The organism is Rhizobium sp. UFLA01-1127 (assembly GCF_059803845.1).
Genome location: NZ_JAUQTZ010000059.1, coordinates 1 through 23,972, shown reverse-complemented (window position 1 = coordinate 23,972; position 23,972 = coordinate 1). Strand labels below are relative to the sequence as shown.

24 protein-coding genes are annotated in these 23,972 nt (G+C 60.7%); 8 read left to right on the top strand and 16 right to left on the bottom strand.

Annotated features, from left to right (window positions below; all coding sequences use genetic code 11):
• Nucleotides 1–39 precede the first annotated feature (39 nt).
• The gene (locus tag Q4Q11_RS16505; RefSeq protein WP_112504248.1) at nucleotides 40–1,314 is read right to left on the bottom strand and encodes an aspartate kinase; all 1,275 of its coding nucleotides are present in this window, start codon (nucleotides 1,312–1,314) and stop codon (nucleotides 40–42) included.
• Nucleotides 1,315–1,485: 171 nt separating this feature from the next.
• Nucleotides 1,486–2,112, bottom strand: a complete 627-nt coding sequence (locus Q4Q11_RS16500; RefSeq protein ID WP_112504250.1) for a hypothetical protein — start codon at nucleotides 2,110–2,112, stop codon at nucleotides 1,486–1,488.
• Between the two features lie 264 nt (nucleotides 2,113–2,376).
• On the opposite strand from Q4Q11_RS16500, the gene ubiG reads away from it, so the two are divergent.
• On the top strand, nucleotides 2,377–3,129 hold the full coding sequence (ubiG, locus tag Q4Q11_RS16495; RefSeq protein ID WP_112504252.1) for a bifunctional 2-polyprenyl-6-hydroxyphenol methylase/3-demethylubiquinol 3-O-methyltransferase UbiG: 753 nt from the start codon (nucleotides 2,377–2,379) through the stop codon (nucleotides 3,127–3,129).
• Nucleotides 3,130–3,166: 37 nt separating this feature from the next.
• On the opposite strand, the gene Q4Q11_RS16490 is transcribed toward ubiG, so the two are convergent.
• The 5 genes from Q4Q11_RS16490 to Q4Q11_RS16470 are packed head-to-tail and all read right to left on the bottom strand — an operon-like array spanning nucleotide 3,167 to nucleotide 6,114.
• Nucleotides 3,167–3,754 carry a DUF3291 domain-containing protein gene (locus Q4Q11_RS16490; RefSeq protein WP_498570159.1) on the bottom strand — a complete coding sequence of 196 codons (588 nt, stop codon included), beginning with the start codon at nucleotides 3,752–3,754 and terminating at the stop codon, nucleotides 3,167–3,169.
• The gene (locus Q4Q11_RS16485) at nucleotides 3,754–4,182 is read right to left on the bottom strand and encodes a DUF1178 family protein (RefSeq protein ID WP_112504256.1); all 429 of its coding nucleotides are present in this window, start codon (nucleotides 4,180–4,182) and stop codon (nucleotides 3,754–3,756) included. Before Q4Q11_RS16485 ends, Q4Q11_RS16490 begins: the two co-directional genes overlap by 1 nt.
• Nucleotides 4,179–5,036 carry a carbon-nitrogen hydrolase family protein gene (locus tag Q4Q11_RS16480; RefSeq protein ID WP_498570158.1) on the bottom strand — a complete coding sequence of 286 codons (858 nt, stop codon included), beginning with the start codon at nucleotides 5,034–5,036 and terminating at the stop codon, nucleotides 4,179–4,181. The genes Q4Q11_RS16485 and Q4Q11_RS16480 overlap by 4 nt, the downstream gene beginning before the upstream one ends.
• 22 nt (nucleotides 5,037–5,058) lie before the next feature.
• Nucleotides 5,059–5,316, bottom strand: coding sequence for a glutaredoxin 3 (gene grxC / locus Q4Q11_RS16475; protein WP_498570157.1), 258 nt, complete (start codon nucleotides 5,314–5,316; stop codon nucleotides 5,059–5,061).
• 30 nt (nucleotides 5,317–5,346) lie between these two features.
• Nucleotides 5,347–6,114: a ComF family protein gene (locus Q4Q11_RS16470; RefSeq protein ID WP_498570165.1), complete on the bottom strand. Its 768-nt coding sequence runs from the start codon at nucleotides 6,112–6,114 to the stop codon at nucleotides 5,347–5,349.
• 122 nt (nucleotides 6,115–6,236) lie between these two features.
• Between Q4Q11_RS16470 and Q4Q11_RS16465 the strand changes: the two genes are divergently transcribed.
• The gene (locus Q4Q11_RS16465) at nucleotides 6,237–7,121 is read left to right on the top strand and encodes a class I SAM-dependent methyltransferase (RefSeq protein ID WP_498570156.1); all 885 of its coding nucleotides are present in this window, start codon (nucleotides 6,237–6,239) and stop codon (nucleotides 7,119–7,121) included.
• Between the two features lie 34 nt (nucleotides 7,122–7,155).
• Here the strand turns inward: Q4Q11_RS16465 and Q4Q11_RS16460 are convergent, their stop codons facing one another.
• A complete protein-coding gene (locus Q4Q11_RS16460) occupies nucleotides 7,156–7,338 on the bottom strand; it encodes a Flp family type IVb pilin (protein ID WP_498570155.1) in 183 nt (60 codons plus the stop codon).
• Nucleotides 7,339–7,517: 179 nt separating this feature from the next.
• Complete coding sequence (locus Q4Q11_RS16455; protein WP_113215303.1) at nucleotides 7,518–7,835, bottom strand: hypothetical protein; 318 nt, start codon at nucleotides 7,833–7,835, stop codon at nucleotides 7,518–7,520.
• Between the two features lie 388 nt (nucleotides 7,836–8,223).
• Here Q4Q11_RS16455 and Q4Q11_RS16450 point away from each other — a divergent pair, with 388 nt between their 5' ends.
• Nucleotides 8,224–8,550, top strand: coding sequence for a hypothetical protein (locus Q4Q11_RS16450; protein ID WP_112504268.1), 327 nt, complete (start codon nucleotides 8,224–8,226; stop codon nucleotides 8,548–8,550).
• A gap of 44 nt (nucleotides 8,551–8,594) precedes the next feature.
• On the opposite strand, the gene mutT is transcribed toward Q4Q11_RS16450, so the two are convergent.
• The 4 genes from mutT to Q4Q11_RS16430 all read right to left on the bottom strand — a co-directional run bounded on the left by mutT (nucleotide 8,595) and on the right by Q4Q11_RS16430 (nucleotide 12,113).
• Nucleotides 8,595–9,008: an 8-oxo-dGTP diphosphatase MutT gene (mutT, locus tag Q4Q11_RS16445; protein ID WP_112504270.1), complete on the bottom strand. Its 414-nt coding sequence runs from the start codon at nucleotides 9,006–9,008 to the stop codon at nucleotides 8,595–8,597.
• Nucleotides 9,005–9,784, bottom strand: a complete 780-nt coding sequence (locus Q4Q11_RS16440; RefSeq protein ID WP_498570154.1) for a GNAT family N-acetyltransferase — start codon at nucleotides 9,782–9,784, stop codon at nucleotides 9,005–9,007. The genes mutT and Q4Q11_RS16440 overlap by 4 nt, the downstream gene beginning before the upstream one ends.
• A gap of 10 nt (nucleotides 9,785–9,794) precedes the next feature.
• On the bottom strand, nucleotides 9,795–11,036 hold the full coding sequence (gene argJ / locus Q4Q11_RS16435; protein WP_498570153.1) for a bifunctional glutamate N-acetyltransferase/amino-acid acetyltransferase ArgJ: 1,242 nt from the start codon (nucleotides 11,034–11,036) through the stop codon (nucleotides 9,795–9,797).
• A gap of 174 nt (nucleotides 11,037–11,210) precedes the next feature.
• The gene (locus Q4Q11_RS16430) at nucleotides 11,211–12,113 is read right to left on the bottom strand and encodes a peptidylprolyl isomerase (protein ID WP_112504274.1); all 903 of its coding nucleotides are present in this window, start codon (nucleotides 12,111–12,113) and stop codon (nucleotides 11,211–11,213) included.
• Nucleotides 12,114–12,359: 246 nt separating this feature from the next.
• Here Q4Q11_RS16430 and secA point away from each other — a divergent pair, with 246 nt between their 5' ends.
• Complete coding sequence (secA, locus tag Q4Q11_RS16425; RefSeq protein WP_112504276.1) at nucleotides 12,360–15,080, top strand: preprotein translocase subunit SecA; 2,721 nt, start codon at nucleotides 12,360–12,362, stop codon at nucleotides 15,078–15,080.
• Between the two features lie 193 nt (nucleotides 15,081–15,273).
• Here secA and Q4Q11_RS16420 read toward each other — a convergent pair whose 3' ends face one another.
• A complete protein-coding gene (locus Q4Q11_RS16420) occupies nucleotides 15,274–15,903 on the bottom strand; it encodes a glutathione S-transferase family protein (protein WP_498570164.1) in 630 nt (209 codons plus the stop codon).
• A gap of 248 nt (nucleotides 15,904–16,151) precedes the next feature.
• On the opposite strand from Q4Q11_RS16420, the gene Q4Q11_RS16415 reads away from it, so the two are divergent.
• Together Q4Q11_RS16415 and Q4Q11_RS16410 are read left to right on the top strand one after the other, a co-directional pair.
• The gene (locus Q4Q11_RS16415) at nucleotides 16,152–17,567 is read left to right on the top strand and encodes a lipopolysaccharide biosynthesis protein (protein ID WP_498570152.1); all 1,416 of its coding nucleotides are present in this window, start codon (nucleotides 16,152–16,154) and stop codon (nucleotides 17,565–17,567) included.
• Between the two features lie 2 nt (nucleotides 17,568–17,569).
• On the top strand, nucleotides 17,570–18,841 hold the full coding sequence (locus tag Q4Q11_RS16410) for a GNAT family N-acetyltransferase (protein WP_112504280.1): 1,272 nt from the start codon (nucleotides 17,570–17,572) through the stop codon (nucleotides 18,839–18,841).
• On the opposite strand, the gene Q4Q11_RS16405 is transcribed toward Q4Q11_RS16410, so the two are convergent.
• Together Q4Q11_RS16405 and lepB are read right to left on the bottom strand one after the other, a co-directional pair.
• Entirely contained in the window at nucleotides 18,828–20,468 is a 1,641-nt protein-coding gene (locus Q4Q11_RS16405) for an AMP-binding protein (RefSeq protein ID WP_498570151.1), read from the bottom strand. The two genes, Q4Q11_RS16410 and Q4Q11_RS16405, sit on opposite strands and share 14 nt — an antisense overlap.
• A 101-nt stretch (nucleotides 20,469–20,569) precedes the next feature.
• Complete coding sequence (gene lepB / locus Q4Q11_RS16400; protein WP_498570150.1) at nucleotides 20,570–21,514, bottom strand: signal peptidase I; 945 nt, start codon at nucleotides 21,512–21,514, stop codon at nucleotides 20,570–20,572.
• Nucleotides 21,515–21,756: 242 nt separating this feature from the next.
• Between lepB and Q4Q11_RS16395 the strand changes: the two genes are divergently transcribed.
• Together Q4Q11_RS16395 and Q4Q11_RS16390 are read left to right on the top strand one after the other, a co-directional pair.
• Nucleotides 21,757–22,737 carry an aldo/keto reductase gene (locus Q4Q11_RS16395; protein ID WP_498570149.1) on the top strand — a complete coding sequence of 327 codons (981 nt, stop codon included), beginning with the start codon at nucleotides 21,757–21,759 and terminating at the stop codon, nucleotides 22,735–22,737.
• Nucleotides 22,738–23,107: 370 nt separating this feature from the next.
• Nucleotides 23,108–23,902 (top strand): class I SAM-dependent methyltransferase, encoded by a 795-nt coding sequence (locus Q4Q11_RS16390; protein ID WP_498570148.1) that lies wholly within the window; start codon nucleotides 23,108–23,110, stop codon nucleotides 23,900–23,902.
• Nucleotides 23,903–23,972: the final 70 nt, after the last annotated feature.

Here is a 23,972-nt window from a genome sequence, read left to right as displayed (position 1 = left end):
AATTCGCCTCCGTCACGGTCCGTCGTCAGCAGTCGTGAATCAACTCTTATCCAGACCGTAGCAGGAATGCAAAGTCCTGACTGCGAGTTCTGCGTAAGGACCGTCGATCAGGATGGAAATCTTGATTTCTGATGTCGTAATGGCCTTGATGTTGATGCCTTTTTCGGCAAGTGCCTGGAAAGCGGTCGCAGCCACGCCGGCATGCGAGCGCATGCCGATGCCGATGACCGACACCTTGACCAGACCTGATTCGCTCTGGACGACGTCGTAGCCGATCTTTTCCTTGTTTTCGCCGAGGACACGCAGCGCCTTTTCGACATCGCCTGACGGGACCGTGAAGGTCATGTCCGTCTTGGAGCCATCCTCCGAAATATTCTGGACGATCATGTCGACATTGATGTGGTTTTCGGCCAGCGGCCCGAAGATCGCGGCGGAAACACCCGGCCGGTCGGCAAGACGGCGCAGCGAGATCTGGGCCTCATCCTTGGCATAGGCAATGCCGGTGACTACTTCCTGTTCCACGATTTCATCCTCGTCACAAATCAGCGTTCCGGGCGGGTTGAGCAGATCGCCCATGCCCGGAGCATCGGGATCCTCGAAAGAAGAGCGCACGAAGGTGCGGACTTTAAAGACCATGGCCAGCTCGACCGAACGGACCTGCAGCACTTTCGCACCGAGAGAGGCCATTTCGAGCATTTCCTCGAAGGCGATCTTCTTCAGGCGGCGCGCCTTCGGCTCTATGCGCGGATCGGTCGTGTAGACGCCGTCGACATCCGTATAGATGTCGCAGCGGTCGGCCTTGACGGCAGCGGCGATCGCGACGGCCGAGGTGTCGGATCCGCCACGGCCGAGCGTCGCAACGCGATTGTCGGGACCGAGACCCTGAAAACCGGCGACGACGGCAACCTGGCCCTCCTTCATGCGGCGGATCATATCCTCGCCGTCGATATCGAGGATGCGGGCCGCGCCATGCGCATTGTCGGTACGGATCGGGATCTGCCAGCCCTGCCACGAACGGGCGTTGATGCCCATGGCCTGCAGCGCGATCGCCAGCAGGCCGGAAGTCACTTGCTCGCCCGAGGCGACCACGGCGTCATATTCGCGCGCATCGTAGATCGAGTGATTGGCACCGGCGACCTTCGGCATGTTCTGAACCCAGCCGACCAGCTCGTTGGTCTTACCGGACATGGCGGAAACGACGACCGCCACTTCATGGCCGGCATCGACCTCGCGTTTCACATGGCGCGCGACATTCCTGATACGGTCCAAATCCGCGACGGAAGTTCCGCCGAATTTCATCACGATGCGTGCCATGTGCCTCTACCAGTACCCTGAGCCGGGCGGCCGAATGCGATAAGCCCGACATGCAAAATCGCCCTTCCAGTTCGGTAGCCGGAAAAGCGTGATCTCAATGGGGCCGTCTCTTAGCGAGTTTGTCGGGCGGGTGCAATAGCATGAACCACCCGATGGGTCTAAAAGAATACTCTAATAGTCAACTTTTAGACTGGCCCAAAGCTTATCCAGGATCATTCCTTCCTTGGCGATGTTTTCCCTGTTGAGAAGGGTCGCGACGAGCACGCCGCCCTCCGGCCGGCCGGTCGCGACGATCTCGTACTCCATGACATCGCCGTCCGTGGCCGTCTCGGCCTTCACGCCCTTCAGCACGCTGCCGCTCGGCAATGTGCGCTCGGTCGCATGCCTGCTGATCTTCGCGCCGCCATTGAGGCTCTCTTGCACCATCTGCTGCAGCACGACATCGGTATAGCCGGAGGGATTGAGACCCTTGTAGACCTGGACGATGATCCCGGTGCCGATCGGCGTCATCAGCGCATACTGCTGCACGCCGTCGCCGAGATCCGTCTTTGCGACCGTGAACTTGCCGTCGTGATCGAAGGAAAACTTGCCGCCGGTGAATGTCACCGTATCGCTGCGCTGCAGTTCCACCGGAATCCTGCGGCCATCCTTCATGGTGACGTCAAGCGTATCGCCGGGATTGACGCCGACCTCGACACCATCGATCGTGAGGCGAAACCCCTTGCCGTCCCCGGCATTTGCTTGGCCGGCCATAAGGCACCCGATGGCCACGGCGGTCGCGAGACGGAGTGGTCTCATGAGGAACTCCTCTATAAGCCGGTCGATCGCAATCGATCCCGGTTCTGAAAGTTCATTTCACAGCCCGGGCGATTGATCGGCCATAAGATACCTCCATGTCAACCTCCACGGCGCAATTCGCACCTGGCGATCGAGATAGCCCACAGATGATCGAAGGTCGCAGGCCCTTGACATCGCCTGTCGATCGTCCGACTTCACCCTTCGGGTAGAATTATCGCTTGCAGTCGACCGAACCGCGGAACGACGCAAATTACGGAGTGGATCATGAGCGAAACGGCAAAGAGCACGATCGACCAGAGCGAAGTGGACCGTTTTTCCGCCATGGCGGCCGAGTGGTGGAGCCCGACCGGCAAGTTCAAGCCGCTGCACAAGTTCAATCCGGTACGTCTGGCCTATATTCGCGACCGCGCCTGCGAGAATTTCGACCGAAATCCGAAGAGCAGCCGTCCGCTGGAAGGCCTGCGTGTGCTCGACATAGGCTGCGGCGGCGGCCTGCTGTCGGAGCCGGTGGCACGCATGGGTGCCGCTGTCGTCGGCGCCGATCCTTCCGAAAAGAACATCGGCATTGCCTCGACACACGCGAAAGCCTCCGGCGTTCCCGTCGATTATCGCGCCGTTACAGCCGAACAGCTGGCGGAGGCCGGCGAGACCTTCGACATCGTTCTGAACATGGAAGTGGTCGAGCACGTCGCCGATGTCGAGTTCTTCCTGTCCACCTGCGCGAAAATGGTCCGTCCCGGCGGCCTCATGTTCGTTGCGACCATCAACCGTACCATGAAGGCAGCCGCCCTCGCCATTTTCGCCGCGGAAAACGTGCTTCGCTGGCTGCCGCGCGGCACCCACCAATATGAAAAGCTCGTGCGCCCGGAGGAGATCGAAAAGCCGCTTGCCGCAAGCGGCCTCGATATCATTGCCCGCACCGGCGTCTTCTATTCGCCGCTGCAGGATCGCTGGAATCTCTCGAAGGATATGGATGTCAACTACATGCTCTTGGCCAAGCGAGCGAACCTGAGCTGATTGCACACCTGCGAATCCTCATCCGACCCTCCCTGCTTCAAACCTTCAATGTCAGCACGTGGGCCAATAACTCGCTCTGGCCCACGGCGTTGCGCGCAACGATCTCCTTGATACGAAGGCGGTCTATTTCCCAAGGCCGGGCATCAGGCCCGTAGGGCTGCTTGAAGGAGAAGGCAAACGGACTGGCACCGTGATCGTGCAAATGCTCGAGGCGCTCGACACCATTCTTCCATTCCGGAACGGCCCCGTGATCCACCCACCAAAGGACAAGCGGCGGCCAGCTCTGCCTGACGTTCCACTGCCGCGCGCCTTTCAGGGCATCGGCGTGCACGCCGCTATAGGTGAACGCCATCAGCGATTCGATATCGGCCCACAGCGACAGGGATGACGGCGCCGTCGTGAAGCCGCTGCCTTCTATGAAACGTGGAAAGGCCTGCTCGCCCCAGCAGACCGTGCCTGGCTCGCCGGCATAGCCCGAGCGGCCAATAAAGCCGCTTGCTCGGGCAGCGGCCTCGAAATTCGCCGCCTCGCGCAGACGAAATCCCTCGACGGCAGCACTTTCATAGGCTGCGACGTGCAGCCCGAAATTATACATGGCCAGATGCCTGCCAACTCCCGCCGGCATCAGTTGATATCGTCGGGCAGTACAGGGATGGCGGCGATTTCGATGCCTTCATCGACGAGAGCCTGCGCTTCGTCCGGCGTCGCCTTGCCGATGATCCCGCGGGCATCCGCCTCTCCGTAATGGATCTTGCGGGCCTCCTCCGGGAATTTCGCGCCGACATCCTCGGCATTCGCCTTGATGGCATCGACCGCTTCCTTGAGCTTGGCCATCGCCTCCTTGCGGGCAGCGTCCATGGCGAGCGTCTGCATCTCATCCTTCTTACGCGCCGTCGAAACGGAAGGCGCCATCAGGAGCTTGGAGATGGCAGCCGAATTGCAGACGGGGCACGTCAGAAAGCCGCTCGCGACCTGGCGATCGAAATCGGCGCTTTCGGAAAACCAGCCCTCGAACTCATGGGCATTGTCACAACTAAGCGAGTATCGGATCAAGCAGCGACGCCTCCAGCCGCCGGCGTCGCGATCTTCTCCAGCGAGAATTCACGCGCATTCTTCAGGTTCGGTATCTTGTCATGGGCCGATTTCACCGCGGCCACATCAATCTCGGCGACAACGACGGCCTCGCCTGTGCCGCCGGCCGATGCCAGCACCTTGCCCCAGGGATCGATGATCATCGAATGGCCGTAGGTTTCGCGGCCGTCCTCATGCTTGCCGGCCTGCGCGGCGGCGATAACGAACATGCCGTTTTCGATCGCCCGGGCACGCAGAAGAATTTCCCAATGCGCCTCACCTGTCTGCTTCGTAAAAGCAGCAGGCACCGTCATCACCTCGGCTCCGGCAACGGCTTGGGCGCGGAAGAGCTGTGGAAAGCGCACGTCGTAGCAGATGGAAAAGCCGAACTCGGCAAAAGGCAGCGAGGCAATGCGGGCTTCCGATCCGGGCCGGTAGACGGCGCTTTCGCGCCAGCTCTCGCCATAGTCGAGATCGACGTCGAACATGTGGATCTTGTCGTAACGGTTGATGAGCTTGCCGTCGGGACCGAAGAGAAAGCCGCGATTGGCGATCTTGCCGTCATCGAGCGCAATCGCGGTCGAGCCCACATGCAGATGGATGCCGAGTTCCTTTGCCAGCTCGGACGCCGTCTTGACGATGATGTCGTTCGGCTCGTCGCGCAGCACCGCGCGCAGGCCAGGCCGATCCTTTTGCACTGCGCCGGTCATCTCCGGCGTCTGCACGTAGATAGCGCCCTTGGAGGCGGCGTCGCGCACCAGGCGCGCCATGTCAGCCGCATTCTTCGCCGGATCGACGCCGGAGCACATCTGGACGGCGGCGGCCTTGAAGCTCATCGTTCTCTCCCTCGCAAAAAGGTCAGGCAGCCAGCATCGGATCGAGCTTGCCGGCCCGATCGAGTGCGTGAATATCGTCACAGCCGCCGACATGCTCGCCATTGATGAAGATCTGCGGGAAGGTCGAGCGGCCATTGGCCTTCGCAATCATCTCCTGACGCATTTCTGGCGAATAGGTGGCGTTGTGCTCGATATAATCGACACCCTTGGATTCGAACAACGACTTCGCGCGGGCGCAATAGCCGCAGAATTCTCGCGTATAAATAACGACGGATGCCATGATCCACTCCGCAAAAGCCTACATTAATCGTCATATAAGATGGCCGACGACCCTTGCAAAGGTCAAAACCGTGACATCGGCCGCACCGGCTTTTTTCAGGGCGCGCGTCGCCGCCGCCACCGTCGCGCCCGTCGTATAGACGTCATCGACCAGAACGATGCGGCGCCTGAACAGATCGGCCGCTCTATGTTCGGATACCGCGAACGCCCCACGCACATTGTCCTGGCGCGCCTTCGCCCCAAGACCAACCTGCTGGCTCGTGCGCCTGACGCGCAGGAGCGTCGTGCCGAGCAGCGGCTTGCCCGAAAGGCGGGCAATGTGGCGAGCAAGTTCGGCAGCCTGATTGTATTTGCGCGCAAACAGCCGCGCCCGGTGCAGCGGCACCGGAATGATCGCATCGCAGGCCGCAACCGTACCGTCGCTGGCGCGCAGCATCCAGCCGGCCATCATCGGCGCCAGATCGGTGCGGTCGCGATATTTCAGGCTGAGTACGAGGTCCCGCACGATGCCGTCATGAACGGCGGCGGACCGCAACCGGTCAAAGACAGGGGGATCGGCGATCGCTTCGGCACTCAAAATGCCGGCACCGAGATCGTGGGAAAACGGGCTGCCCAGAACCTCGCAATAGGGCCGCTCGATGAAACGAATGGCGGACCAGCAGGCCGGGCACAGCCCCCTGTGCGCCCCGACCGACACCCCGCAGCCCGGACAAGCGGGTGGATAGACGAAATCGGCGAGCAGCATCCAGAGCTTTTTCAGCCCGGCACCCAACATGGAAAAGGTGTTTTCGCGTCCCATCATGCCCATATGATTGAGACTAGCAATTCCAGGAAAAGTGTATAGCGGTTTTCCGCTCGGAATTGCGCAAACTCGCATGCCCGCCACGCCTCGTCCAACTGATGACACTACAGGAAATCGCCATGGAAATCGTGTTCGACCAATCGCTGCTTTCGGCTCGCAAGCGCCGGGCACTGAAACAAGGCGATCCGAAAGCGGCCTTCCTGCTCGATATTGCCGCCGGCGAGCTGGCGGAACGGCTTTCCGTCACGGAACGTCATTTCGACGAGGCGGTCGAGCTGCACGGCGCGACGGGGATTGCCGCGCGTCTGGCGCTGGCAACGGGCAAGATCGGCCATATGAAAAGGATCGAAAACGAGCCGGGCTTTGCCGCCCCCGGCGAGACCCTTGTCGAGGCGCCGCCGGAAGAGCCGCCGCTTGCGGCGGAATCGGTCAATCTCGTATTGTCGCCGCTCAGCCTGCATGTCACCAACGACACACCCGGAGTCTTCATCCAGATCCGCCGGGCGCTGAAAGCCGACGGTCTTTTCCTGGCGGCGATCCCCGGCTCGGGAACCCTGCAGGAATTGCGCGACGTACTGCTCGCGACCGAAATCGAGCTGACTGGCGGTGCCAGCCCGCGCGTCATCCCCTTTGCCGATGTCCGCGATGTCGGCGGCCTCCTGCAGCGTGCCGGCTTTACGCTGCCCGTCATCGACGCCGAAACCTATACGGTTCGTTACAACAATCTGTTCGCCCTGATGCGTGACCTGCGGGCGATGGGCATGACCAATCCGCTGGTCGATCGCAGCCGCAAGCCGTTGACGCGCGCCTTCTTCCTGCGTGCCGCCGAGCTTTACGCCGAACGCTATTCCGATCCGGACGGGCGGATCAGGGCGACATTCTCGATCATCTATGTCTCAGGCTGGGCACCGCATGAGAGCCAGCAAAAGCCATTGCAGCCAGGTTCGGCCAAGGCACGTCTGGCCGATGCGCTCAAGGTCGAAGAGCACAAGCTGAAGCAATAGCCGGCGAGACAGCTGGATCCGACCGGCGGCCAGCTCAGTTCTGAGAGGCGCCCGAATTTTGAACCGTGTTGGACAGCGTGTTGAACACGTTCGACAGGCTACCGCCGAAGGCGCCGACACCACTGATGATAGCGGCCGACATCAAAGCGGCGATCAAGCCGTATTCGATGACCGTCGCGCCGGTCTTGTCATTGAAAATACGCCGTACGGAACGCATAAGCTCGGGGCTCCCAGGACTGAACAACGGATGGATCCGATGCGCTTCATGGCATCCGGCAGGCTATGCTCATGCGCTAGAGCAACTCCGCTTTTCTTCGAATCGCGAAAACGCTCTATTCTATCGTTTCTTCATGCATTGCGAACGGAAAGCCGCTGTGCGCCTTTCCTGGAAATGCTTCATTGGCAGCCACCGTCGGCGCCGTAACCCTGAACGATGCAAACCGAACCCGGCTCCTGCTGCAGCACGCTGCGGCGGATCGTATACCGCTTGCCGTTTTCGGTCTGGGGAATCGAACCGGTGGTAACAGTGTCGATATCCGGCGCGCTCGCAAGCACGCGAGATTTGGATTTGTCAGAGAGCATCGGCGTGAGAATAAGCGAAAGCGCGACCGCTGCCGTACCGAACAGCAGAGCGATATTCAACGCGCCCGTCCTGCGCGACGTGGAATAGGACTGCTCTTTTTCCTGAACAGCTTTCCAGAAATCGTCGTCCATTATGTCAAGCCTTCTTTAACGCACCCAACAATCGCTTGATTGAGAGAATTCAATGCCAGAAGGTCATAAACGATCCCTTAATATCCACATGCAAATTAATGAGACGTAAAATTTCGGGACAGCGCGTGATTCGCATTATCGGCCTGATATTAAATGGCTAATTCCCGTTAACCATACTTGCGATGTGTCGTCCCTCGACGCAGCAAATGCGCAGCGCAAAAATTCCGCAAGGATCAAGCTTCGCCTCGGGTGACAGATCGTTTCGGCAACCGAACACCATAGCGCGCATAAAACAGAATATACTCCAAAAGATTGAGATGATGTTTGCTCGCTTTGGTGCGACTTATCAGCCGGATGTTATCATCATAAGTTGCAGTGGAGCTAATGCATGGTGGGATTGTTTAAAGTCGTCGGCGGCCTCGTTATGGCCGTAGCCGTCGTGATGGCCATCTGGATGGTTGCCATCGGAGGCATCAGCGGCTTTTTCGCGGGGCTGATCGTCATCCTTCTCTGGGGCTTCTGCGGCGCCGCGATTTTTACGTTTGGATTGATGCTCGAACATCTGGTGGCGATCCGCCAGAATTCAACCGAACAGTCGGAAATGCTGACGGAGCTGTTGCGGAGAATACCGAAAACAGGGTCGCCTCATCGAGAGTCCACGGCGCAAAGCATCGATCAGCTCACCAAGTCGAATTTCCGCTTCAGGGATATCTGACCGGGGCACTTCCAGCGAGATAGCGAACTTGCGCGCGATCGCTCTTACAGCAGGTCCTGCAGGAAGGGAATCAGCGGCTCGTCGGCCGGCGGCATCGGGTAGTCGCGCAGAGCCTGGGGCCGCACCCATTTGATTGCCTGCCCTTCCCGGCCATGCGGGATTCCTTCATAGCGCCGGCAGATATAAAGCGGCATCAACAGATGGAAGCTTTCGTAGGTGTGGCTGGCAAAAGTCAGAGGCGCCAGGCAGGCGATCTTCGTCTGGATGCCGAGCTCTTCCTGAAGCTCGCGCACCAGCGTCTCCTCGGGCGTCTCGCCGGCCTCGATCTTGCCGCCGGGAAATTCCCAGAGGCCGGCAAGCGATTTTCCCTCGGGGCGCTGCGCCAGAAGAATGCGGCCATCGGCATCGATAAGCGCGCAGGCGGCGACGAGAACGATCTTGCGGCCTGCTTCGCTCATGCAGCCCCCGGCGGTTGCCAATAGCAATAACGATAGGCTTCGCGGGAGCCGAAACGGACATAGAGCGCCAGAGCCGGAGCATTGTCGGCACTGACCTGAAGCCAGGCGACCTTGGCGCTGCGCATGCGTGCCCAGCGCAAGGCGGACGTCAGGATTTCGACGCCTAGCCCCTTGCGCCGGTGCTGCGGCGAAACGGCAACCGACATGACGCCGGCAAGATCGTTGTCCTGAACGCAAAGCGTCGTCGCCAGGGGACCGGCTTCGGCATCCTCGATGACGAAGAGGCCCGATGGCGGCTTGATGCTGCTCACCACCTCGGCCAGCGCCGGCTTCAAAGCCGGATCCGCCTCGTCGACGACGAGGCTGGCATCGACGAAACGGCCGACATCATGGCTCGGCAGATGATCCAGCATGTCGGGGAGCTCGAGGTCGACGAGATCGGCGGTCATGACGATCGTCTCATCGAACCGTGTCCAGCCGCGCTCGCGAAGAAGATCGATGAGCTTCGGCGATGCGAGCGGCGTCTCGCGCACGACCATGGGCCTGCCATAGGCCTCGAACTTCCGCTGCGCCTTCGTCAGCCGGATTTCCAGATCGCGATGATCGGAAGGATCGAGCGGCACGACGGAATTCAGTCGCTTCGAGGGATGCCCCGCCGTCAGCCGCACCTGCCAGCTGCCGTCATACTGCACGGACGAGGCAGGCCAGGCCCGAAAGCCGACGGCTTCGAGCCTGCGCACCAGGGGCAGCTTGTTTATCGTGGACTGCGCATGCATCGGCTAGATATCAGCTCCGGTAGTCGCCATTGATGGCAACATATTCCTTGGTCAGGTCGCAGGTCCAGACTGTCGCGCGACCATTGCCAAGGCCGAGATCGACCTTCACGGGAATATCCTGCTGCTTCATGACGTTAGAGGCGGCTTCCTCGGAGTAGGAAGCGTCGCGCTCTCCGTTGACGGCAACTCTGACATCGCCGAACCAGATGGCGAGCTTGTCGCGGTCCGCCATTTCGCCGGCCTTTCCAACAGCCATGACGACGCGGCCCCAATTGGCGTCCTCGCCGGCGGCCGCGGTCTTGACCAGCGGCGAATTGGCGATCGAAAGCGCGATGCGCTTGGCGGCCGCATCGCTTTCAGCGCCCGTCACGGTGATTTCGAGCATCTTTGTCGCGCCTTCACCGTCGCGAACGACCTGGATCGCAAGATCCTTGAGAAGCTCGTTGAGCGCTGCGCGGAAGCCGGCGAGCTTCGGATCCTCGGCACGATCGATATGCGCCTGGCCATCGGCCGCGGCTGCGCCGGTGGCAAACAGCATCAGCGTGTCCGAGGTCGAGGTATCGCTGTCGACGGTCATGGAGTTGAAGCTAGGACCGACGCCCTCGGACAGCAGCGTCTGCAGCGCGGCGGAAGAAATATCGGCATCCGTGACGACGAAGGAGAGCATCGTCGCCATGTCAGGCGCGATCATGCCGGCGCCCTTGGCAATGCCGTTGATCGTGACCTTGACGCCGCCGATCTCGGCAGTGCGGGTCGCGACCTTCGGATAGGTATCCGTGGTCATGATCGCCTTGGCGGCTTCGAACCAGAAATCGTTGACGGCCTCCTTGGCCATCGTGTCGAGCACGCCGGCAAACTTGGCGGCGTCAAGCGGTTCGCCGATGACGCCGGTCGAGGCGAGATAGACTTCGTTCTCACCGCAGCCGACGGCCGCAGCCGCGGACTTGGCGGTCAGTTCGGTGGCCTGACGGCCCTTCAGGCCGGTAAATGCATTGGCATTGCCGGAATTGACGACGACGGCACGCGCGCTGCCATGCGCGAGGTTCTTCCGGCAGAAATCGACGGGAGCCGAAGGGCACTTCGAACGGGTGAAAACGCCAGCTACAGCCGCAGGCTTGTCGAAGACCATCAGCAGGACGTCGGTCCGGTTCTTGTACTTGATGCCGGCGGACGCCGTGGTCATGCGCACGCCGCGAAGCGCGGGCATGGACGCAAAGGATTTGGGAGCGAGCGGAGAAACGGAACCGGACATGAAACCCACCTGGACGAGCATGATGCCGAAAAGTGTAGGCGGTTTTCGGATGACATCATGCTCTGCTTTTTGATTCTGGAGCGGATTCAGATTTTAGGTCGTGTCGACCTAAAATCATCCGGCTCCAGTAAAAGGCCTGGGAAACCCAGGCCCTGATTGCTTGACTGCTGTGACTTACTGCTGCGGCTGAGCATCAGGCGCGATGGCGTCATCGGCCGGCGCTGCGTCCTGCTGCTTCTGCGCGTCGTCATAGGCCTTGCTGAGAGCCGGGTCGCTGATGACGACCTTGGTGTCCTGCTTGGCCTTGTTCAGAAGCTCAAGATACTTGTCGCGCATGACGAGCTGACGAACCTGGTCCTTGACCTGGTCGAACGGCGGAGGAGGAGCATTGCGCTTGTCTTCGACCTTGATGATGTGCCAGCCGAAATCGGTCTTGACCGGGGTCTTCGTGTAGGTGCCGACCGGAAGCGCAAAGGCTGCGTCTTCGAATTCCTTGACCATCCGGCCATGACCGAAATAGCCGAGATCGCCGCCGTCAGCCTTGTTGGGGTCGGTCGACTTTTCCTTGGCAAGTGCGGCGAAGTCCTTGCCGGCATCGAGTTCCTTGATGATTGCCTTCGCTTCATCCTCGGTCTTCACGAGAATGTGGCGCGCATGAACTTCTTCCTGCTTCGGCAGGGCTGCGACTTCCTTGTCGTAACGAGCCTTGACTTCATCATCCTTGATGGCGTCGGCGACGTGAGCCTTGAAGAAGGCATTGTGCAGCTCGCGATCGCGCAGATAGGCCATATGAGACTGGAAGTCCGGCGTCTGGTCGAGCTTTTCGGCTGCAGCCTTCTGCGACAGAAGCTTCACGTCGACCGAGGCAGAAAGTGCCGCGACCTTCTTCTGGTCATCCGGAAGCTGGCCGAGCTGCGGATCGAGATTGGCGATCGCCAGATCGAGTTCGGATTGATGGATTTCGACATCGCCGACCTTGGCGACAACGGGGTCCTTGGCATCGGCCGCGAAGACCGGAGCCTGGAAGGTAACGATTGTTGCGAAAGCAACCGCAGCAAGCTTGTTATACTTCAACATAAAATAACCCTTCGGTGGTCTCGACCGGCTCGACAGATGTGAATCCGGCGCGAAAAAGCCTTCAGCAGGAGAATGTGGCCTTTCTGTATCGGCCAAATCCCGTTGACATCAATCGACCCCCCTCTTATCTGTCACGCAACCTCGCGTCCAGAACAGTTTCCGGCCGTTTTGTGCTATACTCCCGTTTTTTTCGGGAAGGGATAGAGCAGGAAACGGCAGGATGAAATCTCAGAAAGGACCAGTCACATGGTCAGCCTAGGTGGAATTGCCCGCAAGTTGTTCGGCTCGTCCAACGACCGTCGCGTCAAGTCATTCCAGCCGAATGTCGTTGCCATCAATGCGCTCGAGCAGCAGATGCGCGCGCTATCCGATGAAGCTCTGGCCGCCAAAACGGTTGAGTTCCGCCAGCAGCTCGCAGACGGCAAGACGCTGGACGATCTGCTCGTGCCGGCCTTCGCGGTCGCCCGCGAAGCCTCGCGCCGTGTCCTCGGCATGCGGCCTTTCGACGTGCAGCTCATCGGCGGCATGATCCTCCATTCCAATGCCATCGCCGAAATGAAGACCGGCGAAGGCAAAACCCTCGTCGCAACCCTGCCGGTCTATCTGAACGCGCTGGCCGGCAAGGGCGTGCATGTCGTTACCGTCAACGATTATCTAGCGCAGCGCGACAGCGGCACCATGAGCCGCCTGTACGGCTTCCTCGGCCTGACGACGGGCGTGATCGTTCACGGGCTGTCGGATGAACAGCGTCACGCCGCCTATGCCTGCGATATCACCTACGGCACCAATAACGAACTCGGTTTCGACTATCTGCGCGACAACATGAAATATGAGCGCGCCCAGATGGTTCAGCGCGGCCACAATTTTGCGATCGTCGACGAAGTGGACTCTATCCTCATCGACGAAGCCCGCACGCCGCTCATCATCTCCGGTCCGCTCGACGACCGCTCCGATCTCTACACCACCATCGACGCCTTCATTCCCCGCCTGGAGAAGGAAGACTACGAAATCGATGAAAAGCAGCGCTCTGCCAACTTCTCCGAAGACGGCACGGAGAAGCTGGAAAACATGTTGAGCGAAGCCGGCTTGCTGAAAGGCGAATCGCTCTATGACGTCGAGAACGTCGCGATCGTTCACCACATCAACAATGCGCTCAAGGCGCACAAGCTCTTCCAGCGCGACAAGGACTATATCGTCCGCAACGGCGAAGTCGTCATCATCGACGAATTCACCGGCCGCATGATGCCGGGCCGCCGCTATTCGGACGGCCAGCACCAGGCCCTGGAAGCCAAGGAGCATGTGCAGATCCAGCCGGAAAACCAGACGCTGGCGCAGATCACCTTCCAGAACTATTTCCGCATGTACGACAAGCTTGCCGGCATGACCGGTACGGCTTCGACGGAAGCGGAAGAATTCGGCAACATCTACGGCCTCGATGTCGTCGAAGTGCCGACCAACCTGCCCATTCAGCGTATCGACGAGGACGACGAGGTCTATCGTACGCATACCGAGAAGTATAACGCCATCATCAACGAGATCCTCGATGCTCACAAGCGCGGCCAGCCGGTGCTGGTCGGCACGACGTCGATCGAGAAGTCCGAACTTCTCGCCGATCTCATGCGCAAGCGCGGCTTCTCCGACTTCCAGGTGCTGAACGCCCGCTATCACGAGCAGGAAGCCTATATCGTTGCACAGGCCGGCGTTCCCGGCACGGTGACGATCGCAACCAACATGGCCGGCCGCGGCACCGACATTCAGCTCGGCGGCAACCTCGAAATGCGCGTCGAGCGCGATCTGCACGATATGGAGCCCGGCCCCGAGCGCGATGCCGCGATCGCCGCGATCGCCGAGGAAATCAAGGGCCTGAAGCAACAGGCGCTTGCCGCCGGCGGCCTCTACGTCATCGCCAGCGAGCGCCACGAGAGCCGGCGCATCGACAACCAGCTTCGTGGCCGTTCCGGCCGTCAGGGCGACCCGGGCCGCTCGAAATTCTACCTGTCGCTCCAGGACGACCTGATGCGCATCTTCGGCTCCGACCGGATGGATGGCATGCTGCAGAAGCTCGGTCTCAAGGAAGGCGAAGCGATCGTCCATCCCTGGATCAACAAGGCCCTGGAGCGCGCGCAGAAGAAGGTCGAAGCCCGCAACTTCGATATCCGCAAGAACGTTCTGAAGTATGATGACGTGCTGAACGACCAGCGCAAGGTCATCTTCGACCAGCGTGTCGAGCTGATGGAATCGAAGGACCTCTCTGAATTCGTCGGCGACATGCGCCACGACGTCATCGAGGATCTCGTCGCCAGACATATTCCGGAGCGCGCCTATGCCGAACAGTGGGATGCCGATGGCCTGAAGGCCGCGATCGCCAACTTCTTCGATCTCGATATGCCGATCCACGACTGGGTCAAGGAAGAAGGCATCGCCGAAGACGACATCCGCGCCCGTCTGGCGGAAGCCGCCGACAAGGCCGCAACCGAAAAAGCCGAGCGTTTCGGTCCCGAGATCATGACCTATGTCGAGCGCTCCATCGTGCTGCAGACGCTGGACAATCTCTGGCGCGAGCACATCGTCAATCTCGACCATCTACGGTCGGTCATCGGCTTCCGCGGTTACGCACAGCGCGATCCGCTGCAGGAATACAAGGCCGAGGCTTTCGAACTGTTCCAGGCGCTTTTGAACAACCTGCGCCAGGCCGTCACTGCCCAGCTTTCCCGTGTCGAACTCGTGCAGCAGCCGGCCGAACCGGAAACGCCGCCGATGCAGGCCCGTCATATTGATGCGACGACCGGCGAGGATGAATTTTCCCCGTTCGCACTCGCAAGCGAAAGCTTCGTTGCGCCAGAGAATCGCGATCCGCGCAACCCGGCCACCTGGGGCCGCATCGGCCGCAACGAGGCATGCCCCTGCGGCTCCGGCAAGAAGTACAAGCACTGCCACGGCGCCTTCGAAAGCAGCGAAGTCGTCTAAGCGCTCACAAAGCGCTGGCAATGAACGGAATGCCGCCTGTGGGCGGCATTTTTGTTACAGGATCTGACACCAGCGCCATCTGATAGGTGAATTCCTTCTGCCTTCGGGGAGAAGGGGGGACGCGGCGGCGACCTCATTTCATATGTAATTGCTGCCGGATGAGTGGAGTCCCGCAACGAAGAGCCAAACGAGCTCAGACAGCAGAATGCGGATCCTCGCCGTAGAGATGGACCGGGTAGCCTAGTCCGATGGCATCAAGCACATGATCGAGCCAAGCTGTGAACGCGGGATAATCGGCGAGATCGAAACCGCAATCGGCCGCTCTGTGGGCGTAGGCGTAAACCGCGATGTCCGCGATCGAGAACTCGTCACCAACGAGGAACGGCACGTTCTTCAGCCCGCGCTCGAGGGCTGCAAGCGCACGAAGACCGGCCGCACGCTTGGCCTCGACCAAGCCCGCATTGAGCTCAAGCCGCCCCGTCAAGGTCCAGAATCGCAGCGTACCGATGACCGGCTCGACATGATACTGCTCGAAGAACAGCCATTGCATGACCTTGGCGTGCCGGTAGCGGTCCGCCGGAAGAAACTGCGTGCCTTCGGCGAGATAGGTGAGGATCGCGTTGGATTCGGCGATGGTGCGCCCACCCTCAAGTTCGAGGACGGGGATGCCGCCAGCCGGATTGAGATCGAGAAAGGCATCCGTTCGTCCCTCCCCTGCGAAGATGGACACCAGGCGGGTCTGGTAGGGAATACCAGTCAACCCGAATAGAACTCTGGCCTTCCAGCCATTCTGCGACGGCAGATAGTCGTAAAGCGTGAACACGGAACCCTCCTCCTGCAGCAGCCGATTCTGCATGCCGGCGCAGTATCCGCCACCCGTTTTCTGCGTTGGTCGCATGGTTCCGTCAGCCACGAACCTGACCCACCTCACGGTTGCTTTTAAATATTTCGGCAGACAACTTGCCGCCATCCGCAAAATCACTTTTACAGGTCGAAAGAACCGATTCTTAACTCTCCTCTGCCAAGACTAACGCAAGTTTGGGATCATACTTAAAGTATTGCGTATCGATCATGGCGGTCTTTCAAACAGCGGAAAGAATGATGCCGGCCGCATTGCGGGCCGTGCTATCGCCGTATCTGCGCAAGATCGCACCCCTCCTCAATGCTCAGGACGAGAAGGCTGTTTCGCAGCGCATGGCGCTCACTGCCTTCACGATCCGCGTCGCGGGTGCCGCCCTCGCCTTTGTCTCGCAGGTCATTCTTGCTCGCCTGATGGGCCGGTTCGAATACGGCGTCTTCGTCTTCGTTTGGGTGCTGATGATCCTGTTCGGCAATCTCGCCTGCTTCGGCTTTCCGAGCGCCATCATCCGCTTCCTGCCGCAATATGACGCCAGCGGCAATCATGCCGCCATTCGCGGCCTCAACGCCACGGCACGTCTTTTCGTCGTCGCGGCTTCCGGCACCCTGGCACTGATCGGCGCGCTGCTGCTCTACGCCTTCCGCAATATGATCGAACACTATTACATCATGCCCGTCTTCCTCGGCCTGATTGCCGTGCCGATGATCGCGCTGGGAGACGTTCTGGACGGCACCGCCCGCGCCAAGCACTGGCCGGTCATGGCTCTGAGCCCAACCTTCCTCATCCGCCCGACGCTGATCTTGCTCTTCATGATGACTGCCATCCTTGCCGGAGCGCCGCATGACGCCGTCACCGCCATGGCCGCGGCGCTCGCCGCAGCCTTCACCAGCGTCCTGCTGCAATATCTCGCAGTGACGCTCCGTCTGCGCCGTCACTATCCGATCGGCCCGAAAGCTACTGAATTCAGCGCCTGGACGGCCGTCGCCCTGCCGATCTTCCTGGTCGAAGGCGTGGGATACCTACTCACCAACTCGGACGTCATCGTCGTCGGCATCTTCCTCGATCCGGATGAGGTCGCCGTCTATTTCGCCGCGGCAAAGACGATGGCCCTGGTGCTTTTCGTCTCCTTTGCCGTGAGGGCAGCGATAGGACCGCGTTTCGCCGCCATCATCGCCGAAGGCGATCGGAGCAAGCTCGCGGCCTTCGCGACGGAGGCGGCACGCTGGGCCTTCTTTCCGGCGCTTGCCGTCGGCCTGATGGTGCTGGCTGCAGGACAGTTGCTGCTCTCGCTTTTCGGCGCGGCCTTCATCGAGGGCCAGATCGTGATGGCCATCCTGCTGACTGGCATCGTCGCGCGGGCACTGGTCGGCCCAGCCGAAATCCTTCTGACCATGGCCGACAAGCAGATGCTGTGCGTTTACCTCTATGCCGCAACGCTCGTCGCCAATATCGCTCTGAACCTCATTCTCATTCCGCATCTCGGCATCGAAGGTGCGGCGATTGCCGGAGCAGCTGCCATGGCGATCGAAGCTCTGCTTCTGCACATCGCGGTCCGCCACGCACTCGGCATCACCCTCTTCGCCCTCATCCGGCGCCCCGCAACGCCACCGGCAACGAGGGCTCTCTGATTATGGCACGCCCTCCCTACACCCAAAGCACCGACAGCCAGGTGAATGCCCTGACGCATACGCTTGCGGCGCTGCACTTCGAAGCGCCGAAAGCCGAAGCCCGGGTGGAGGTCGGACGAGCCGGCCGCGAATTCTGCCTCTATCCCGGCAAGCTCGGCTACGAACTGCAGGACGAGCTGGATTTCCTCTCCAACCGCGCCATGGAGCCGAACGTCTTCTTCTCCGGCCGCTTCCTGGCACCTGCCATGCCGCGCCTCGAGGATCGGCAGGTGCGCCTGGCGCTGATGCGTGACAACAGCAGTACGCGCAGCCGCATACGCCTGCTGATGCCCTTCACCGTCGACAAGCCGGGCTTCGCGATCGGCCCTTCGATCATCCGAGGCTGGTCGAATTCCTTCGGCCCGCTCGGAACGCCGCTTGTGGATGCCGAGGATGCCGGCGAAACGCTCGACAACCTCTTCGAGGCGCTCTCCCAGCGGGAACTGCACCTGCCGACCACGCTCGTGCTGCCGGATGTGCGCCTCAACGGCCACTTCGTTCAGATGGCCAAGGTCATCGCGATCGGGCGAAACTTGCCGATCGCCGTCGCCAATACCTTCCAGCGTCCGATGCTGCAAAGCAATGACGACGCGCTTGTCTATCTCAGGCGGACGATCTCCAACGCTCACCTGCGCGAAATGCGCCGGCAATGGCGGCTGCTGGAAAGCCATGGCGAGGTCAGCTACGGCGTTGCCCGTCAGCCCCGCGATATCCATGGACGCATGGAGGAATTCCTGGCGCTGGAGGCCAGCGGCTGGAAGGGCAAGAAGCGTTCGGCGCTCGTCACCGATCGCCACCATGCCGCCTTCGCCCGCGAGGCGATCTCCAATCTTGCAGCCATCGACGCGGTGCGCATACACACCATCGATCTCGACGGCAGGGCCATCGCCTCGATGATCGTGCTGATCATGGGCGGCGAGGCCTATACCTGGAAGACCGCCTATGACGAGGCCTATGCCCGCTTTTCGCCGGGCAAGCTGCTGATGGCTGAATTGACGGAATGGCATCTGGACGACGCCAACGTCGTCCGCTCCGACTCCTGCGCCGTGCCGGATCATCCGGTCATGAGCCGCTTCTGGCAAGAGCGCGAGGACATGGGTACGCTCATCGTCGGCCTGACGCCGAACGGCGACCGCGACGTCCGCCAGGTGACCACGCAGCTCCACATGTACCGCAGCACGCGCAACATGGCGAAACTGCTGCGCGAAAAGATCCTCTCGCTTACGAAGCGCTGACCTCAGCAATCGCCCGCTCGCGCAGAAGGCGGCGGACCACCTTGCCCGACGTCGTCAGCGGCAGGGCATCGACGAATTCGATCTCACGCGGATATTCATGCATGGAAAGCCGGGTCTTCACCCATTCGCGGATTTCGGCCGCCAAAGCTTCGCTCGGCTCGTGCCCGGGCACGAGAACCACATAGGCCTTGACGATCTCCGTCCGCACCGCATCCGGCTTGCCTACCGCCGCGGCAAGCTGCACGGCCGGATGGCCGCCAAGGCAATCCTCGATCTCGCTCGGTCCGATGCGATAGCCCGACGAGGTGATGACATCGTCGTCGCGCCCGACGAAGGAAATATAACCATCCGCGTCCTGCCGGCCGATATCGCCGGTCAGCAGCCAGTCATGGGCGAATTTCGCCTCCGTCGCCGCCTCGTTCTGCCAGTAGCCGAGGAACATCACCGGATCGGGCCGCTTGATGGCGATCTGCCCGCTCTCGCCCACGGGAACCTCGACACCCGCGGCATCGACGATCGCCACACGATGGCCCGGCACCGGCTTGCCCGTCGCCCCGCCGCGGCTGACGCCGAAGACGGCGCTCGAGGAGAGAACGAAATTGCACTCCGTCTGGCCGAAGAACTCGTTGACGCTCACACCGAGCACCGATCGCGCCCATTCGAAAGTCTCGCGGCCGAGCGCCTCGCCGGCCGAACCGATGGTACGCAGCTTGAGGTTATAGCGCGCCCGTGGATTGTCGACAGCCTTCAAGAGGCGTAGCGCCGTCGGCGGAATGAAGGCGTTGCGCACCTCCATCTCGGCCATGATGCGGAACGCCATGTGCGGGTCGAACTTCTGCGCCGGCGAGGAAACGACTGGAACGCCAAGCATCAGGCTCGGCAAAAGCGCGTTCAGAAGGCCGCCGGCCCAGGCCCAGTCCGACGGCGTCCAGAGCCGGTCGCCGGCTTGCGGGAAGCCTTCGTGGGCGAACTGCATGCCCGGAATATGCCCCGGCAGGACCCGATGACCATGCAGCGCCCCCTTCGGCGGCCCGGTCGTGCCCGAGGTGAAGATCATCAGAGCCGGGTCGTCCGGGCCGCTATCGGCCACCTCGAACAAGGACGGATGCGCGGCCACCAGATCGGCAAAGCCGGCAACGCCATCCTCGGTGCCATCGATACTGATCACCTGTCTCAGTTCAGGCAGCCGATCCCGGATCGGATGCAGCCGTTCGAGACCGAACCGGTTGGTTACGATGGCCGACGCACCGGACGCCTGCAGCCGGTATTCCAGCGCCTCGGCACCGAACAGCAATGCCAGCGGCAGCGCGATCGCCCCCAGCTTATAGATCGCCACATGCGCCACGACCGTCTCGAAGCTCTGCGGCAGCAACAGCGCCACGCGATCTCCGCGGCGCACGCCAAGCGCAACGAGTGCATTGGCAAAGGACGCGGAGCGATCGCGCAACTCACCATAAGTCATAGAAAAGTGATTGCCGTCCGGATTGAAATGCTGGAGGCAGACCCGATCCGGCTCACGCTCGGCCCAGGCATCGCAAACAGCATGTCCCATGTTGAATTTCGCCGGAATCTCCCAACGAAAGTCGCGATAGAGGGCTTCATAGGTATCACGCGGGGGCAGTTTCATGCGGAATTCCAAAAATGGTGCGGTGCAGCTAACACCTGTCGCCTCTGGGGTTCAAGGAAACATTTGAGATTGCCGATACCGCCCTGCTAGGTCGCCGTCATTTAGTGCACGAAGGACCACCCTTCTTCGGAGCGAAATACCAGCCAAACCATGCCATAGATATTCGCCTCGGGGACGAAACCGATATCGAAGCGGCTATCGTTGGAATTATCGCGATTGTCACCCAGGACGAAATAATAGCCCGCAGGCACTGAATACTCGCCCGTATTGTCCCCCCGCGAGTTTGGCGATTCATCCAAAGTCCGGTAGCGAACCCCGTTGTCCAGCACCTCGCCGAAAACGGGGAATTCGCCACGATCCAGACTATAGTTCGTTACGATGGTACCCTCGGCATAGCGCGGCACCGCCTTTCCATTGATGAAAACAATTCCGTTTTTCATCTGGATGCGGTCACCGGGAAGCCCGATAACACGCTTCGCGTAGTCCACGTTCGGTGTGGCCGGAGGCGCGAGGATGACGACATCCCCTCGCTGTGGCTTAGACCCGAACAATTTCGGCGGCAGCCAATCGGGTCTAAACGGGAAAGAGTAGCGACCATAGCCATAATTGAACTTGGTCACGAAAGCGTAGCTGCCGGGCATAAGCGTCGGCATCATCGAACTAGAGGGGATCGAAAACGGTTGGACAATGAATGCCCGAATGAAGAATGCGACGGCGATGGGCAAAAGCCAAAAAACCAGCGCTATATTGTACCAACGCGCGAACCATCGATGTTGCCAGGCAGCGCCCCCTCTCCGCGTCAACCAATAGCCATGAACACAACCGATCAAATTGAAAGGAACGGACACCAAACCAGCAGCCGCGGCCAATGCGAGCTGAGGCATCGCAAGAATAACCAGAAAGCCGACAAGGTTGGTAACCAACAGATAGGCTATCGCCATACGTCCCCGGCCAAGATAGGCCGCGACGATGGCAGGCCCCAAAAGCAGGCCGATGACAGCAGCAGCGAGGGGACGACGATCTTGGAAGAAGCGGAAAAAACGCATTGAAAGCCTCAAATTGATGAAGCACCACAGTTACACAACCAGTAACTGCATTTGAATTGTCGAGATATGACAATCCCCAAGCTAGGTCCGCTTCGATCCTCAGCAGCTTTCAAGCAATCGCGAATTATTGAGCTGAGCGGCGGCACCAAGCTCTGCTAGTCTGTATTGGTATAGTCATCCGCCCGCCTCCTGCACCGGACGGAGCGTTCTATCGGATACCCAGAAGAAAACGGAGAATAGCGATGGAATACGTAAAGCTTGGCCGAACCGGTCTTGAAGTCTCACGCATCTGCCTGGGTTGCATGACCTACGGCGATCCCAACAAAGGCACGCATGCCTGGTCGCTGAAGGAGGAAGACAGCCGTCCGCTGCTGCGCCAGGCGATCGAAGCCGGCATCAACTTCCTCGACACGGCCAACACCTATTCCAACGGCTCCTCGGAGGAGATCGTCGGCCGCGCCATCAAGGATTTCGCCCGCCGCGACGACATTGTCCTCGCCACCAAGGTCTTCAACCGCATGCGCCCCGGCCCGAACGGCGCCGGCCTGTCGCGCAAGGCGATCTTCGACGAGATCGACAACAGCCTGCGCCGCCTCGGCACCGATTATGTCGATCTCTACCAGATCCATCGCTGGGATTATACGACGCCGATCGAAGAAACGCTGGAAGCGCTTCACGATGTCGTCAAAGCCGGCAAGGCGCGCTATATCGGCGCCTCCTCCATGTATGCCTGGCAGTTTGCCAAGGCGATCTACACGTCGCGCCTGAATGGCTGGACGGAATTCGTCAGCATGCAGGACCACCTGAACCTGCTCTACCGCGAAGAAGAGCGCGAGATGCTGCCCTTCTGCGAGGATCAGAAGATCGCCGTCATCCCCTGGAGCCCGCTCGCCCGCGGCCGGCTTACCCGCGACTGGGACGAAGCGACGGCCAGAACGCAATCCGACGAATTCGGCAAGACGCTCTACACCCAGGCGCTCGAAGCCGACCGCAAGATCGTCGATGCCGTCGGCGCTGTCGCCAAGGCGCGCGGCATCCCGCGCGCGCAGGTGGCAACCGCCTGGATCCTGCAGAAGAGCGCCGTCACCGCCCCGATCATCGGCGCCTCCAAGCCCGGCCACATCACCGATGCCGTCGCGTCGCTGGAGGTCAAACTGACGCCCGAGGAAATCGAGGCGCTGGAAAGCCCTTACGTTCCGCATGGGGTTGCCGGGTTCAAGTGATCGGGGATTTGTGGCTGGATGAGGCTAATGAAGTCGCATCTGCTCGCCTTGCCCCTTAACCCTCTCCCCCGCTTGCAGTGGAGCAATGCAGATGAGGCACGTCGACGCCGCAAGCTCCTTCTCCCCTCGGGGAGAAGGTGGCCCGAAGGGTCGGATGAGGGGGAAGGGGCTGGCCATTTGAATTCATGGATTTTCGGCACCCCCTCATCCGCCTGACGGCACCTTCTCCCCGAGGGGAGAAGGAAGTGAGGGGCAATCCCAAGCTCCGAAGGGATATCGCGCCCGCCACAAATCGCGCAAAAGTGACTTCACGAGCCGGTCACAGTTGAGGCTTAACAGGTCATGATTCCCTACTCGAGGATGATACCTAATGATCACGGTTCCCTTCGAAGCGCGCCGCTTTCAATCGACCGCAGCCTATTACCTGCGCTATCGCATCCCCTATCCGGACAGGCTGATCACCCGTGTCGCCGAGCGCAGCGGCCTGAAGCCCGGGGGCCATGTGCTGGATCTCGGCTGCGGCCCCGGCCAGCTGGGGATCGCTTTCGCACGGCTGAAGGGCGCAGCCGTTACGGCGATGGACCCGGAGCCGGAAATGCTCGCTGAAGCCGCGCTCGGCGCAAAGATGGCCGGCGTCGATATCAACATCCGTCAGGGCTCTTCCTACGACCTCGGGCCAGATATCGGCAAGCTGCACCTCTGCGTCATGGGCCGCTCCTTCCACTGGATGGACAGGCGGGCAACGCTCGAAGCGCTGGACGGATTGATCGAGCCGGGCGGAGCCGTCGTTCTGTTCCACGACAAGAGCATCCTGGCGGAGCCGGATTGGCGCGAGATCCTCGAACCGCTGGCGGATATCTATTCACCCGAACGCCATGCGGACCGGCAGCTACGCAAGAGCAAGGAATGGTCGCCGCATGAGGCCATGCTGCTCGCTTCGCCCTTCCGCAATCTCGAGCGCATCGGCATCCTCTCGGAATATACGAGAGATATCGAAGAGATCGTCGGCCGCGTGTTCTCGATGTCGTCGACTTCGCCGCAGGCGCTGGGCGACAAGACCGCCGATTTCGAAGCAGCTCTGCGTGAAAAGCTGCTCGCCGCCGCACCCGACGGCAAGTTTAAGGAAATCGTCGAGGCGAACGGGCTGCTCGCGTTCCGCGACTAGATGTGGAGCCTCAAGAGGTTGTCGCTGGATAGATTGAGGCGACTGATGGGTGTCTTTGAATTTAGGCTGC

Excerpts from the sequence above, each read along its gene's own strand:
- Q4Q11_RS16405 (WP_498570151.1), bottom strand. The coding sequence starts at position 20,468 with ATGAAACTGCCCCCGCGTGATACCTATGAAGCCCTCTATCGCGACTTT.
- Q4Q11_RS16430 (WP_112504274.1), bottom strand. The coding sequence starts at position 12,113 with ATGTTGAAGTATAACAAGCTTGCTGCGGTTGCTTTCGCAACAATCGTT.
- Q4Q11_RS16415 (WP_498570152.1), top strand. The coding sequence starts at position 16,152 with ATGGCGGTCTTTCAAACAGCGGAAAGAATGATGCCGGCCGCATTGCGG.
- Q4Q11_RS16500 (WP_112504250.1), bottom strand. The coding sequence starts at position 2,112 with ATGAGACCACTCCGTCTCGCGACCGCCGTGGCCATCGGGTGCCTTATG.
- grxC (WP_498570157.1), bottom strand. The coding sequence starts at position 5,316 with ATGGCATCCGTCGTTATTTATACGCGAGAATTCTGCGGCTATTGCGCC.
- Q4Q11_RS16395 (WP_498570149.1), top strand. The coding sequence starts at position 21,757 with ATGGAATACGTAAAGCTTGGCCGAACCGGTCTTGAAGTCTCACGCATC.
- Q4Q11_RS16470 (WP_498570165.1), bottom strand. The coding sequence starts at position 6,114 with ATGGGACGCGAAAACACCTTTTCCATGTTGGGTGCCGGGCTGAAAAAG.
- Q4Q11_RS16440 (WP_498570154.1), bottom strand. The coding sequence starts at position 9,784 with ATGCATGCGCAGTCCACGATAAACAAGCTGCCCCTGGTGCGCAGGCTC.
- Q4Q11_RS16490 (WP_498570159.1), bottom strand. The coding sequence starts at position 3,754 with ATGCCGGCGGGAGTTGGCAGGCATCTGGCCATGTATAATTTCGGGCTG.
- mutT (WP_112504270.1), bottom strand. The coding sequence starts at position 9,008 with ATGAGCGAAGCAGGCCGCAAGATCGTTCTCGTCGCCGCCTGCGCGCTT.
- Q4Q11_RS16460 (WP_498570155.1), bottom strand. The coding sequence starts at position 7,338 with ATGCGTTCCGTACGGCGTATTTTCAATGACAAGACCGGCGCGACGGTC.
- Q4Q11_RS16465 (WP_498570156.1), top strand. The coding sequence starts at position 6,237 with ATGGAAATCGTGTTCGACCAATCGCTGCTTTCGGCTCGCAAGCGCCGG.
- lepB (WP_498570150.1), bottom strand. The coding sequence starts at position 21,514 with ATGCGTTTTTTCCGCTTCTTCCAAGATCGTCGTCCCCTCGCTGCTGCT.
- Q4Q11_RS16390 (WP_498570148.1), top strand. The coding sequence starts at position 23,108 with ATGATCACGGTTCCCTTCGAAGCGCGCCGCTTTCAATCGACCGCAGCC.
- Q4Q11_RS16480 (WP_498570158.1), bottom strand. The coding sequence starts at position 5,036 with ATGAGCTTCAAGGCCGCCGCCGTCCAGATGTGCTCCGGCGTCGATCCG.
- Q4Q11_RS16410 (WP_112504280.1), top strand. The coding sequence starts at position 17,570 with ATGGCACGCCCTCCCTACACCCAAAGCACCGACAGCCAGGTGAATGCC.
- Q4Q11_RS16450 (WP_112504268.1), top strand. The coding sequence starts at position 8,224 with ATGGTGGGATTGTTTAAAGTCGTCGGCGGCCTCGTTATGGCCGTAGCC.
- secA (WP_112504276.1), top strand. The coding sequence starts at position 12,360 with ATGGTCAGCCTAGGTGGAATTGCCCGCAAGTTGTTCGGCTCGTCCAAC.
- argJ (WP_498570153.1), bottom strand. The coding sequence starts at position 11,036 with ATGTCCGGTTCCGTTTCTCCGCTCGCTCCCAAATCCTTTGCGTCCATG.
- Q4Q11_RS16505 (WP_112504248.1), bottom strand. The coding sequence starts at position 1,314 with ATGGCACGCATCGTGATGAAATTCGGCGGAACTTCCGTCGCGGATTTG.
- Q4Q11_RS16455 (WP_113215303.1), bottom strand. The coding sequence starts at position 7,835 with ATGGACGACGATTTCTGGAAAGCTGTTCAGGAAAAAGAGCAGTCCTAT.
- ubiG (WP_112504252.1), top strand. The coding sequence starts at position 2,377 with ATGAGCGAAACGGCAAAGAGCACGATCGACCAGAGCGAAGTGGACCGT.